The 12,947-nt window shown below is 47.7% G+C and carries 12 protein-coding genes; 7 read left to right on the top strand and 5 right to left on the bottom strand.

Annotated features, from left to right (window positions below):
* Positions 1 to 7: 7 nt before the first annotated feature.
* From secF to NBZ79_RS11845, 3 genes are all read left to right on the top strand, one after another.
* A complete protein-coding gene (secF, locus tag NBZ79_RS11855) occupies positions 8 to 976 on the top strand; it encodes a protein translocase subunit SecF (RefSeq protein ID WP_251932641.1) in 969 nt (322 codons plus the stop codon).
* 26 nt (positions 977 to 1,002) lie between these two features.
* Positions 1,003 to 1,380 (top strand): Mth938-like domain-containing protein, encoded by a 378-nt coding sequence (locus NBZ79_RS11850; RefSeq protein ID WP_251932640.1) that lies wholly within the window; start codon positions 1,003 to 1,005, stop codon positions 1,378 to 1,380.
* 130 nt (positions 1,381 to 1,510) lie between these two features.
* Positions 1,511 to 2,122 carry a urate hydroxylase PuuD gene (locus NBZ79_RS11845; protein ID WP_251932639.1) on the top strand — a complete coding sequence of 204 codons (612 nt, stop codon included), beginning with the start codon at positions 1,511 to 1,513 and terminating at the stop codon, positions 2,120 to 2,122.
* A 64-nt stretch (positions 2,123 to 2,186) separates the two neighbouring features.
* Here NBZ79_RS11845 and NBZ79_RS11840 read toward each other — a convergent pair whose 3' ends face one another.
* Entirely contained in the window at positions 2,187 to 2,777 is a 591-nt protein-coding gene (locus NBZ79_RS11840; RefSeq protein WP_251932638.1) for a superoxide dismutase, read from the bottom strand.
* 169 nt (positions 2,778 to 2,946) lie between these two features.
* Here NBZ79_RS11840 and NBZ79_RS11835 point away from each other — a divergent pair, with 169 nt between their 5' ends.
* Positions 2,947 to 3,777: a phytoene/squalene synthase family protein gene (locus tag NBZ79_RS11835; protein ID WP_251932637.1), complete on the top strand. Its 831-nt coding sequence runs from the start codon at positions 2,947 to 2,949 to the stop codon at positions 3,775 to 3,777.
* Between the two features lie 9 nt (positions 3,778 to 3,786).
* Here the strand turns inward: NBZ79_RS11835 and NBZ79_RS11830 are convergent, their stop codons facing one another.
* The 3 genes from NBZ79_RS11830 to uvrA all read right to left on the bottom strand — a co-directional run bounded on the left by NBZ79_RS11830 (position 3,787) and on the right by uvrA (position 9,155).
* Positions 3,787 to 4,779 carry a hypothetical protein gene (locus NBZ79_RS11830; RefSeq protein ID WP_251932636.1) on the bottom strand — a complete coding sequence of 331 codons (993 nt, stop codon included), beginning with the start codon at positions 4,777 to 4,779 and terminating at the stop codon, positions 3,787 to 3,789.
* Between the two features lie 129 nt (positions 4,780 to 4,908).
* Positions 4,909 to 6,240 (bottom strand): methylenetetrahydrofolate--tRNA-(uracil(54)-C(5))-methyltransferase (FADH(2)-oxidizing) TrmFO, encoded by a 1,332-nt coding sequence (gene trmFO / locus NBZ79_RS11825; protein ID WP_251932635.1) that lies wholly within the window; start codon positions 6,238 to 6,240, stop codon positions 4,909 to 4,911.
* A 20-nt stretch (positions 6,241 to 6,260) separates the two neighbouring features.
* Entirely contained in the window at positions 6,261 to 9,155 is a 2,895-nt protein-coding gene (gene uvrA, locus NBZ79_RS11820) for an excinuclease ABC subunit UvrA (RefSeq protein WP_251932634.1), read from the bottom strand.
* A gap of 204 nt (positions 9,156 to 9,359) precedes the next feature.
* Between uvrA and ssb the strand changes: the two genes are divergently transcribed.
* The 3 genes from ssb (at position 9,360) to NBZ79_RS11805 (ending at position 12,340) form a co-directional block, all read left to right on the top strand.
* The gene (gene ssb, locus NBZ79_RS11815) at positions 9,360 to 9,848 is read left to right on the top strand and encodes a single-stranded DNA-binding protein (RefSeq protein WP_256470208.1); all 489 of its coding nucleotides are present in this window, start codon (positions 9,360 to 9,362) and stop codon (positions 9,846 to 9,848) included.
* Positions 9,849 to 9,944: 96 nt separating this feature from the next.
* Positions 9,945 to 10,337 (top strand): VOC family protein, encoded by a 393-nt coding sequence (locus NBZ79_RS11810; protein ID WP_251932633.1) that lies wholly within the window; start codon positions 9,945 to 9,947, stop codon positions 10,335 to 10,337.
* A 5-nt stretch (positions 10,338 to 10,342) separates the two neighbouring features.
* On the top strand, positions 10,343 to 12,340 hold the full coding sequence (locus NBZ79_RS11805; protein WP_251932632.1) for a hydantoinase/oxoprolinase family protein: 1,998 nt from the start codon (positions 10,343 to 10,345) through the stop codon (positions 12,338 to 12,340).
* A gap of 10 nt (positions 12,341 to 12,350) precedes the next feature.
* Here the strand turns inward: NBZ79_RS11805 and NBZ79_RS11800 are convergent, their stop codons facing one another.
* A complete protein-coding gene (locus NBZ79_RS11800) occupies positions 12,351 to 12,800 on the bottom strand; it encodes an Lrp/AsnC family transcriptional regulator (RefSeq protein WP_251932631.1) in 450 nt (149 codons plus the stop codon).
* Positions 12,801 to 12,947 lie beyond the last annotated feature (147 nt).

Raw genomic sequence — 12,947 nt, 5'->3', positions numbered from 1 at the left:
GGGCATCATGTATAAAATTAAGCTCGTCCCAGCAAAAACAAATATCCCCTTCTTCAAATTCCGGTTGATGGCTTTTATTTTGTCATCACTGTTGGTTGTGGGATCTGCAGTCATGTTTTTCGGCCCGGGTCTTAACAAGGGGATCGATTTTGAAGGCGGTATCCTCGTTGAGGTCGCCATGCCTACAGCGCCCGATATCGGAGATATGAGAACGTCTCTCGGTGGACTGGGTTTGGGCCAGGTGACCCTTCAAACATTTGGGTCGGAAGAAGATATTCTGATCCGTGTCCAGCGTCAGCCGGGCGAGGCGAAAGCGCAGGAAGAAGCCGTAAATTCAATTAAAGCCCAACTCGATGCGGATTTTGGAGAGGATATTTCCTATCGCCGGGTCGAATTTGTTGGGCCAACGGTGTCAGAAGAGCTGGTTATGGCTGCGGTTGAAGCAGTGGCCGTCGCGGTTTTTGCCATCCTCGTTTATATTTGGTTGCGCTTTGAATGGCACTATTCTGTTGGTGCCGTTGTCGCTCTTGTTCATGACGTCGTGCTGACCATTGGAATGTTTGCAGTTACCGGGATTGAATTCAATTTAGCTTCGGTTGCCGCAATCCTGACCATTGTCGGTTATTCGATCAACGATACTGTTGTGGTCTATGACCGTATTCGCGAGAATTTCCGCCGGTTCAAGAAAATGCCTGTCAATGAATTGATCAATTTTTCGATTAACGAGACGTTGGCACGGACGACGATGACGTCCTTGACCACATTACTGGCGTTGATTGCGTTGTATATCTTCGGCGGCGAGGTGATCCGCGGCTTTGCAACGGCCATGATATTTGGTGTGGTTATCGGTACATATTCTTCTATTTTTGTAGCAGCGCCAATTTTGACAGTTATCGGGCTTCGACATCGCAGCGAAGAGGAAGATGGTTTCCAAGGCGGTGAAACGGTTGATACCGAGGCCGACGAAAAAAGCTAACATCGGCCTATTGCCGAGGACGTATTATGCAAGACATTTCCGGGATTCCAAGCGCAGGTCAACAGCTGATTAATGGCTATGGAGACGGAGGTTTTCGTGTCAGCGGTATCAAATATGAAGGTTCCGTCCTTGTACTGCCCGAGAAGACACTGCTCTGGGATATAACCTCGATAGCAGATATAACGGTCGATAGCCTGAATACATTTGATGCAGAAGATGTGAAAGTAGAAATTCTGCTAATTGGATGTGGAACGAATATGGCCTTTATTGATACTGATATTCGAAATGCATGCCGCGAAAAAGGTATTGTGATAGATGCTATGGATACCGGTGCCGCTGTCCGAACCTACAATGTTCTTTTATTGGAAGGCCGCCAGGTCGCTGCTGCTCTGGTAGCGGTCTAGAAATTCCATTTATATTAGACCCTTTACACATAGCTATGCCGGATCGTATGATCTTGCGCGTGTAACATTCTGTGCCCAATAAAAATAAAAACGCGAGAATGTTCATCTTTTGAGAAAAGGGGACGAGTTTATGTCGAGTATTCTTTCAAATCTGAGAAACACCATTATTGCCGGGATCGTATTGACAATTGTTATGGCGGTTGTTGTAAGTCTGGCCACCGGGGACGGCTTTGCTATGGGGCATGCTTATGGCGCCTTTATAATGCGCTGGCTCCATGTGTTGAGTGGTGTGATGTGGATTGGACTATTATATTATTTCAATTTCGTTCAAATTCCCAATATGCCTAATATTCCCGATGAGCAGAAACCGGCAATTGGCAAAGTCATTGCGCCAGCTGCTCTTTGGTGGTTCCGCTGGGGAGCGATGGCAACGATTGTAACGGGTCTGCTACTGGCGTGGATGAATGGGTATTTGGTAGATGCCTTGACACTGGGCGCTCAGGATGGCTTTGCTGTAGACAAGAGCATGGCCATTGGAATTGGCATGTGGCTTGGTATCATCATGTGGTTCAATGTTTGGTTTGTTATCTGGCCGAACCAGAAAAAAGCCCTTGGGATTGTTGAGGTTGATGCGGCTGCGAAAGCTGCCTCTGCCCGAACTGCAATGTTGTTCTCACGGACAAACACCATGCTGTCCATACCAATGCTTTATGCAATGGTTTCAGCCCAAAATCTTTACTAGAGGTTTTTGATGTTAAATAAGGCGCTCGGAATCTCCGAGCGCCTTATTTTGTGATGCAAATAAGTTAGGCTTTCTCGAGATTTGTGTTCGCAAAGTCCCAGTTCACAAGGCTTTCCAGAAATGTTGCGATATAGTCCGGACGGCGGTTCTGGAAATCCAGATAATAGGCATGTTCCCATACATCCATTGTCAAAAGCGGGACGGCACCTTCCGTCAGCGGGCAGCCGGCGTTCCCGGTTTTCGTGACTTTCAATTTGCCATTATCTAACACAAGCCAGGCCCAGCCACTTCCAAACTGGGTTGCGCCTGCGGCTTTGAATTCTTCAACAAATTTGTCATAGGAACCAAAATCTTCGTTGATTTTGTCGGCAATTGCACCGGTTGGTGCACCGCCGCCATTTGGCGCCATGGAATGCCAATAGAAGGTGTGGTTCCAAATTTGTGCAGCGTTATTGAATACACCTGCTTTCGCTGCGTCCCCAGCGGTTTCATTCATGATTTCTTCAAGTGAGCGACTGTCTTCACCGAGCAGATTATTCAGGTTTACAACATAGGAATTGTGATGCTTTCCATAATGAAAATCTAAAGTGTTTGCTGAAATATGAGGAGCCAAAGCGTCTTTCGCATAGGGAAGCGCCGGGAGTTCAAAAGCCATAGTAAATCCTTTGCCAATCTAATGGGTTAAGCAGTTTCTAAATTATGTGGTAAAATTCGTTTCCCCGAAGCAGGAAAGAACTCGCCATTTGTTGTACTGACAGATATATAGCAAATTCTATGTGCTTCCAGCTTTTTGTGAATAATTCTAAACTAGGTCGATATTTCTTGTGACAGAACTAAAAGATGCGCCCTTTTTGGCTAAAGAAGCCAAGAAATTTGATTACGACCGTTGGCTAGTTTCTTTGTTTGCACCTCTGCCTTCGCGGAGCAGTATTCATGCTTTGCTGGCTTTCAATGGAGAAATTTCCAAAGTTCGAGAGACTGTTTCTGAAGTTCTGCTCGGAGACATACGGTTTCAGTGGTGGCGAGATGCGTTAAGAAACTTGGAAGATGAGAAATTCTCGAACCATCCGATCCTGCAAAGCCTAAAAATCATTGTCTCGGAACATGGTTTGGATGTGGCGCTGTTGGAAGAAATTATTGATGCGCGGTCAAAAGATCTGGATCCATGCCCGTTTACGACAAGCTCTGAATTGCTGGATTACGCAATGGGGACAGGCGGCCTTCTCAGTGGGCTCATCTATCGTGCAATGGGGAATGCTGAGGAAGCTGGTTATAAGGCAGCGCAGCAGGTCGGACGCGCATTTGCCCTGACCGGAATTATCCGTGCAATTCCATACCATGCCAGCCAGGACCTTTTGTTGATCCCGCAAGAACTTTTGAAAAATCACAATTTATTACCGGAGAGCGTTTTCAGAGAAGAAAACTGTCGCGCATTTTATGATGTCGTCAAGGATCTGTATGTCATGGCGGAGAAAGAACATCTTGATGCAATGCAGGCGGTGCTGCATCGGCCAAAGAGTGAAAAGCCGAGCTATTCTTTGTTGGTGCTGAATAATCTTTATTTATCGAGGATTAGGAAGTCCGGGTTTGACCCGGCTCACAGGCTGCTGGAAATAGGCCCGGTGCGAAAAATATTTGCGCTTCTTACTAAGTGAGAAAATTGACTAAAGATTGCCCAAACGCCAGGATTGTGATTGCATGAAATTTCTGGCGAGGAATTGATAGGTGACTTTTAATTGGCGTTCGATAAGTGGATCTTCTTCCATTATCATGCCTTGCCAACCTTCGACCATTTCTCCCCAAATCATAAATCTCTGATGGAGGTTATCTCGAGAATCACGAATTGTTTGTACAGTCGGATCGAAGTTTTTCAGAATAACTAATACTTCGCAGGTTTGTGCATCAATTTCCGTAAAGGTTCGGTCAAACTTCTTGATAACCGGATCAAGTAGGATCTGCATACGGTTTATGTCTTCAGAAGTACCACGATCGCGCTTGTAAATCGCGGCAAGGCGCGTCAGGTTGGTACTGATTTTCTTGATTCCGGTATAATAGTCGCGAAGGGCTTCGATATAGGCAAGTTCACGAATAACATCATCTATTTTGGCAACAACATCTTCTCTTGTTATCCCCAGTTTTTCCGCAATATCCCGAAAGGCATCCTGAACGCGTTCCTTGGTTTCCGGATCATTAGAAATCGTGTCTAACTCTTTCTTATTAAGGACGATTTCCTCGTTTCCGCTGAGCCAGGAAACCAGTTGCACAGTAATTCGTCCCCGTGCGATATCTTTGTGATGTTCTTCGATGGACCAGGACGCCGACCCGTCAAGTAACTCACGAGGGATGGAATCATTGGGCCGAATTTCTTTAACGTATTTTAGTGCATTACCGACTGTGTTGAGTAAATTCGCATCTGAGCTTTCTTCTTCAATCCCAAATTCATTACAAAGAGATCTTGTAGGTATTGCCCCCTTCATGTCGCCAAGCTTCACAAAAAAACAGGGTTCCTTGTTATCGTGAGTCAGTTGGAAATACGCGCCTTCAACCGTGAAGATCCTGTGCTCGAACGAAAAATAAACGCTCGGATCCAGTGCTTCTGCAGAAGAATTTTCCTCGTCTTTGCCAGCAGTTTTCTGGTTTGCTTCCATACTACTCATACATATGCTCACTATACTTCACGCCAAAAGGCTGTCATTGATTCAGGAATCATTTGCGTCATTTCCGAACCGAATAGGAAATATAATAAACGGACATCGTATATAAATGGTTACTAAAACGATTGATTTCTAGCGATCTGCTTGCCAGGCCTCAAAGTCACTGGAAGCGCGGCTCGTATAGGCCATTTTTCGTTCCTTTTTCCGAAATCGGCCTTCTAGGGGAGGAAACAGGCCGAAATTTACGTTCATCGGCTGAAATGACTTGGCATCCGCACCGCCCGTAATATGGCTGAGTATGGCGCCCAAAGCGGTGGTGACCGGCGGTGGCGCTAGGGCAGAGCTTTTAATTTCCGCCGCTGTCAGTCGGCTTGCCAGCAGTCCAATCGCCGTGCTTTCAACATACCCTTCCACCCCGGTAATTTGACCGGCAAATCGAACATGAGGGTGATTTTTAAGCCGCAATTCACCATCAAGGACATCCGGGCTATTGATAAAGGTATTTCGGTGTAATCCGCCAAGGCGTGCGAACTCGGCTTTTTCCAATCCAGGAATTGTCGAGAAAATGCGTTTTTGCTCGCCATAGGTCAATTTGGTTTGAAACCCGACCATATTATACAACGTACCGAGCTTGTTATCCTGCCTCAACTGGACGACCGCGTAAGGTTTGTCAGGGGAATTCGGATTGGTTAATCCGACTGGCTTCATGGGCCCGAAACGCAAAGTTTCCGGTCCGCGTTCCGCCATGATTTCAATTGGAAGGCAGGCATCGAAGTAAGGGGTATTGGCTTCCCATTCTTTGAACTGGGTTTTATCACCGGCAAGAAGAGCCGCAATAAACTCATAATATTGATCCTGGCTCATCGGGCAATTGATGTAGTCCGAGCCATCACCCTTGTCATAGCGTGACTGAAACCACGCAACATTGAAATCGATACTGTCTTTATAAATAATCGGCGCTATTGCATCAAAAAATGCGAGAGCGTCTGCCCCTGTTGCCTCGTGAATAGCTGACGCAAGGGCAGGAGAGGTCAAAGGTCCGGTCGCGATAATGCTATGGCCCCATTCTGAAGGCGGCAATCCAATCACTTCCTCCCGTTCGATATGGATTAGGGGATGGGTTTCAATTTTTTGCTGAACATATTCAGAAAATCCATTGCGATCAACGGCGAGAGCGCCACCGGCGGGCACTTTATTGATATCAGCCGATTCCATTATCAGGGACCCAAGTAACCGCATTTCCTTATGGAGGAGGCCAACAGCGTTATTTTCCGCATCATCTGAGCGAAAGGAATTTGAACAGACCAGTTCAGCAAGGCCATCGGTTAAATGGGCATCTGTGCCGCGAACGGGTCGCATCTCATGAAGGACAACCGGAATTTCGGCAGATGCCAGCTGCCAAGCCGCTTCACTGCCGGCCAAACCGCCGCCAACGATATGAACTGGTTTCGTATCAGTAGCCATTATATTTTTGCTTGCCTTACTTATGCCGCCCTGGTTTTGCTGGACTTGGATGATTTTGAAGGGGCTTGCTTTACGGCCGGTCGTTTTGCCAATATGGTTTTCAAATATTGGCCCGTGTAGCTTTCTTTGACCTTAGCTACCTCTTCCGGCGTTCCTTCAGCAACAAGATATCCGCCTGCGTCCCCGCCGTCCGGACCCATATCGACAACCCAGTCAGCCGTTTTGATAACTTCCAGATTATGTTCGATCACTAAAACACTGTTGCCGGTATTGACCAATGCCTGCAGGACTTCCATCAACTTACGGACGTCTTCAAAATGCAATCCGGTTGTGGGTTCATCGAGGATATACAAAGTACGCCCCGTTGCCCGTCTGGATAACTCTTTGGCAAGTTTGACACGCTGCGCCTCACCACCAGAAAGTGTCGTCGCCTGCTGACCCACATGGATGTAACCAAGGCCAACCTGCTGTAAAGTTTCAAATTTTTCCCGAACATTGGGAACCGCTTTGAAGAACACGGCAGCTTCATCAACCGTCATGTTCAGAACATCTGTAATTGATTTGTCCTTGAATTTTATTTCCAGGGTTTCACGATTATAGCGATCCCCCTTACAGACGTCGCATTGCACATAGACATCGGGAAGGAAATGCATTTCAATTTTGATAACACCGTCTCCCTTACAGGCCTCACAACGTCCGCCTTTTACGTTGAAGGAAAAACGTCCTGATTTATAACCGCGGGCCTTCGCATCCGGCAAACCCGCAAACCATTCACGGATCGGTGTAAAGGCACCGGTATATGTCGCCGGGTTTGATCGCGGTGTCCGGCCAATGGGAGACTGATCAATATCAACAATTTTATCCAGCCACTCGATCCCTTCAATACGGTCATGTGGTCCAGGATGGTTGCGGTTATTATTGAGCTTCTTGGCAATGGCTTTATACAATGTTTCGATGATGAGAGAGGATTTGCCACCGCCTGAAACACCGGTGACACAGGTAAAGGTGCCAAGCGGGATATTCACGTTTACGCGCTTCAGGTTGTTGTGACGGGCCCCGATGATCTTCAACTGCCGAGATTCTTGTATTTTCCTGCGGACCGCAGGAAGCGGTACTTCCAGCTCCCCGGAAAGATATTTTCCGGTGACACTGCCGTCGGCTTCCATCACTTCTTTTGGTGTGCCTTGGGCAATAAGTTTACCGCCATGGCTCCCGGCGCGCGGGCCCATATCAATTACATGATCCGCGGTCATGATGGCTTCTTCATCATGTTCCACAACGATCACGGAATTGCCTTGATCCCGCAAATTGATAAGCGTTTTCAACAGGCGGGCATTGTCCCGCTGATGCAGTCCGATCGAAGGCTCATCGAGCACATAAAGGACGCCTGTCAATCCGGACCCAATTTGTGAAGCCAATCGAATTCGCTGACTTTCTCCGCCGGATAAAGTGCCGGAGCCCCGGGACAGGGTTAGGTACTCCAATCCCACGTCCACAAGAAAGCCAAGGCGTTCGTTGATTTCTTTCAAAACACGCTCGCCAATGGCCAGATCTTTCGGGGACAGAACCTTACTCAACCCTTCAAACCATTTGCGGGCATCCAAAATAGACTTGCTGACAACATCTCCAATATGATGATCATCGATTTTGATTGCGAGAGCTTCTTCTTTCAGGCGATGCCCACTGCATTTACTGCAATTGGTCTTGTCCTGATATTTTTCCAGGTCTTCCCGCACCCAGCTGCTGTCAGTTTCGCGCCAGCGGCGCTCGATGTTGGGGATCACACCTTCGAATGGTTTGTTGGTTTTATATGTCCGCATTCCATCGTCAAAGGTAATCTGGATTTTCTCGTCACCTGTTCCAAAAAGAATAGCTTTTCGCGATTCCTCGGCGATTTCCTCCCAGGGCTCCGTGGTGGTAAATCCATAATGCTTACCAAGTGCTTCCAGGGTTTGCATATAATAGGGAGCGGGTGTCTGGGAACGCGACCAGGGTGCAATCGCACCGCCACGTAATGTCAATGTGACATCGGGAACAATCTGATCCGGGTCAAAATACATCTCGGTCCCGAGACCGCCACAGGCAGTGCAGGCCCCGTAGGGATTGTTAAACGAGAAAATACGCGGCTCGATTTCCTCAATGGTAAAGCCGGATACAGGACAGGCAAATTTAGCGGAAAAAATAAATCGCTCTGCGCTATCGGCATCTTCAACGACAAATAATCCGTCTGCAAGTTCAAGGGCTGTTTCGATGGAATCGGCAAGGCGACCCTGAATGTCTTCGTTAATCACCACCCGGTCGACGACAACGTCAATATGATGTTTTAACTGCTTGTCCAGTTCCGGAATATCTTCGATATCGTAAATTTCACCATCAACTTTCACCCGTTGAAAACCACGCTTGCGCAGATCCAGAAATTCCTTGCGATATTCACCTTTGCGACCCCTGACGATCGGTGCCATAAGATACAATCTTTTGTCGGCACCTTTTGCCATAACCTGGTCGACCATTTGACTGACCGTCTGGCTTTCAATGGGTAGTCCTGTTGCGGGTGAGTAAGGCACGCCGATCCGGGCATAAAGCAATCTAAGGTAATCATAGATTTCCGTGACGGTTCCCACCGTTGATCGCGGGTTTTTCGAGGTTGTTTTCTGCTCGATGGAAATTGCCGGACTGAGTCCGTCAATATGATCGACATCGGGCTTTTGCATCATTTCAAGGAACTGCCGTGCGTAAGCCGAAAGGCTTTCAACATACCGTCGTTGGCCTTCAGCATAGATGGTGTCAAAGGCGAGGGAGGATTTTCCCGAACCGGACATTCCGGTAATAACGACCAATTTGTCGCGCGGAATATCGATATTTACATTTTGCAAGTTATGTTCGCGTGCGCCGCGTATGCTGAGCGTTTTCTGCATTCGGATAAAGTACCTGATATGAACGTGAATCTGAGCTGGAATTTATAGGGGATCGGGTGAAATTACCAGACCCAAAACAAAAAAATGTTTTCATTTTGTTCACGGTTGGCAAAATAGTCGAATTCCTCTGTTCAAAGCGGATTTTGCACGCTATTGTCTGGCCAGAATTTTTTACGCACAAATAGAATCGAAAGCAGTTAAAACATGGCCGGTAGTGTTAATAAAGTCATCCTTGTTGGAAACCTGGGTGCGGATCCTGAAATCCGCCATATGCAGAATGGTAAGCCGGTCTGCAATCTTCGAATAGCCACCTCAGAATCCTGGCGGGATCGTGAAAGTGGGGAGCGCCGCGAGAGGACGGAATGGCATCGCGTGGTGATTTTTAACGAAGGCCTCTGCAAGATAGTAGAACAGTATGTGAAAAAAGGCTCGAAAGTTTATCTGGAGGGTCAGTTGCAAACACGCCAGTATGAACAAGATGGTATTACAAAATATTCGACCGAGATTGTTTTGCAGGGATTCAATTCTGCACTGACAATGCTTGATAGCGCCGGTGGTGGTCAAGGTGGCGGCCAAAGCGGTGGATATGGCGGCGGCGCAGCGTCTTCAGGTGGCGGACAACAGAGCGGCGGTTATGGCGGTCCGGCCGGAAGTGGTATGGGCGGTGACTTTGATGATGATATTCCTTTCTAGGAAAGATCGCCATTTGTCGCATCGATATTGTAAAGGGCTGTCCGGTAAGGGCAGCCTTTTCGTGTTTGTAGACGCGTTTGGACAGGATTTATAAATTTGATTGATCATATTTCCATCGCTGTAAAAGAGCTTGAACGGAGCGTCGCCTTCTATGATGCGTTTTTGGGCGAGCTTGGCATGACCCGGATTGTCGATCGCCCTGCGACAGCCGGATATGGCAAGAAATACCCTGAATTTTGGCTGAATCTGCGGCCTGATTTATCAAGAGCGCCAGTCGACGTTGGAAGCCATGTTTGCTTGCGAGCCCGGAGTATAGAAATTGTGACCAGTTGCTATGAAATTGCCCTGTCACTGGGAGGGCTGGATGACGGAGCTCCCGGTCCGAGACAAGGTGAGATGACTGAATATTTCGGGGCGTTTATAAAGGATCCGGATGGCAACAAAATTGAGATCGTAACTTTTCCTCCGCCAAATTCCGAAGGGTTCTAGAAACTATGCCATTGCTTTTGGGAATTGATACAGGCGGAACTTACACAGATGCAGTGTTGTTCCACGAAGAAGATGGTGTTGTTGCCAGTGCAAAATCTCTTACGACACGTCACGATTTTGCAGTCGGTATAGGTCAATCGATTGAAAAAGTCATAGCTACGGCGAAAATTAATCCGGCCGAAATCGCCCTTGTCTCTTTATCCACGACACTGGCAACTAATGCTCTTGTAGAGGGGCAGGGAGGCCGTGTGGGCCTGATAATGATCGGTTTCGATGAAAATTCGCTGGATCGGAACGGATTACAGGATGCTGTCAAGGACGACCCCGTAATATTCCTGAGCGGAGGGCATGATGGCCAAGGGGAGCCTGTCGCCGATCTTGATGAAAAGATGTTGATAAAACGGCTGGATCAAATCGGCAGTGAAGTCACTGCTTTTGCCGTCGCCGGACTATTTGCAACCCGCAATCCCGAGCATGAAATGCGCGTGCGAAATATTATCCTGGAACGTACCCGTACGAGCGTAACCTGCAGTCATGAACTTTCCAGCAAACTGGATGGCCCGCGTCGTGCGCTTACTTCAGTATTAAACGCCCGTTTGATCAGTATGATCCATCACCTGATAGAAGCAACCGAAGGATTGTTCGGCGGCCTTAACATCACTGCGCCGCTAATGGTTGTACAAGGGGACGGCGCTTTGATTTCGGCAGAAATTGCTAAAATCAAACCCATTGAAACCATATTATCAGGTCCGGCTGCAAGTTTGGTCGGTGCAGCGTATTTAAGCGGCTTGCAAAATGCTGTTGTCTCCGACATTGGCGGTACAACGACGGATATTGCCGTTCTTCAGGATGGAAATCCCCGCCTGGATGAAAATGGCGCAACAGTCGGTGGCTGGCGGACGATGGTTGAGGCCGTTGCCATGTATACGATTGGTCTTGGCGGGGATAGCGAAATTTCCGTTCGGCAAACAGGCCTTGAATTACAGCTGGAGTTGGGTCCCCGCAGGTTAATTCCGATCAGCTTACTGGCTGAAAGTTATCCGGCCCTGGTCCATGACACCCTGGATTTGCAGCTTAACCGCAGCCGGTATAATGAACTTTATGGGCGCTTTGCCGTTTCGGTTGGTCGTGAGGTTGCTTTTAAAGGGGCATTGAACATCCTGGAACAAGAAATGCTGGTCGATTTAGCCGATGGTCCCCGACCGTTGGAAAAATGGCTGGCGAAACGAAAGCATCATGCTGCGCTGGAAAAGCTGGTGTCGACAGGTCTTGTGATGATTTGCGGGCTGACCCCCTCGGACGCCGCCCATGTGCTGAATTTACATACTGACTGGGATCGCAGCGCGGCGGAGAAGACGGCGCGGCTCTTTGCTGGTAACAAGAACAGCAAGGGATACTCAATTGCATCCTCCAGTCAGGCAATGAGCGAAATGGTTATTGATGCACTTGTCAAAAAATCTGACGAAACACTTTTGGCGGCTGCGCTTGAAGGGGACCCTTATTTATCTCCAAAGCTGTCCGAAACGCTCCTTGCAGGATCCACCCGCGCAGACCCTAATCCATTCGTCGACGTGAAGGTTAATTTCAAACTGCCGATCATCGGTTTGGGAGCTTCTGCTCATGTTTATTATCCCGACATTGCGGCCCAGCTTAATACAACTGCCTTAATTCCCGCGAATGCGGGCGTGGCAAATGCTATTGGGGCTGTCGTCGGGCAAGTGCGCGTTAGTGTTGATGCGACGATCTCGAAAACGGAAAATGACTACTTCCGGCTTTATCATTCCGGAGAACCAAAGGATTTTTCGACTTTAGAAGGTGCCGTTGCCGATGCGGAACACATCCTGCGCGTGGAAGCACACGGACATGCACAGCAAGCCGGGGCGGGAGATGTTCGCGTCAAGTTTCACCGTGAAGACAATACGGCCGTTATCGAAGGAAAAGAGTTTTTTATAGAAAGTATACTTAAGGCAACAGCGTTTGGCCGACCGAGGATTGCAAGATAGAAACTATTCTTCACAAGGGGAGAGCGGTCGTAAATTTAATTTCTTCCATGGCGAAATTTGAACTGACATCCGACAGGTCAATTTTTTGAATAAGCCGATGATAGAAACTGTCATAAGCCGCGACATCCGGGACGACAACTTTTAGCAGATAATCTATATCTCCACTCATGCGGTAAAATTCCATGATTTCTGGAAAATTATCAACAGTCTCGGCAAATTTTTGGAGCCAGTCGACGTCATGACGACTGGTTTTGATCGCAACAAATACAGTCACTGATAAACCAAGCTTATTACGGTCAAGGAGAGAGACTTGCTGTTTTATCAGGCCGGTTTCCTCCATGGACTTGATCCGCCGCCAGCAAGCCGTTCGGGAACAACCCACTTTCTCTGCAAGATCAGCGACCGCAATGGAACTATCCTGCTGCAACCAATTCATAATTTTCTTATCAATGACGTCCATGGTATAAAATTCCATATTTTAGCTAATTTGAGGATACATGTTCCACATTATAAGGAATAGATGTCAATTTAGGGTAAATATTCCGCTGAAATTAGGTATTATGCTTCTTATATAACAGGTATGAAAATTTAAGTAAACGGACGAAGA

Origin of the sequence: Sneathiella marina (assembly GCF_023746535.1) — a bacterium.
GTDB lineage: Bacteria > Pseudomonadota > Alphaproteobacteria > Sneathiellales > Sneathiellaceae > Sneathiella > Sneathiella marina.
The sequence above is the reverse complement of the archived record's forward strand: the minus strand, read 5'-3'. Positions and strand labels throughout refer to the sequence as shown.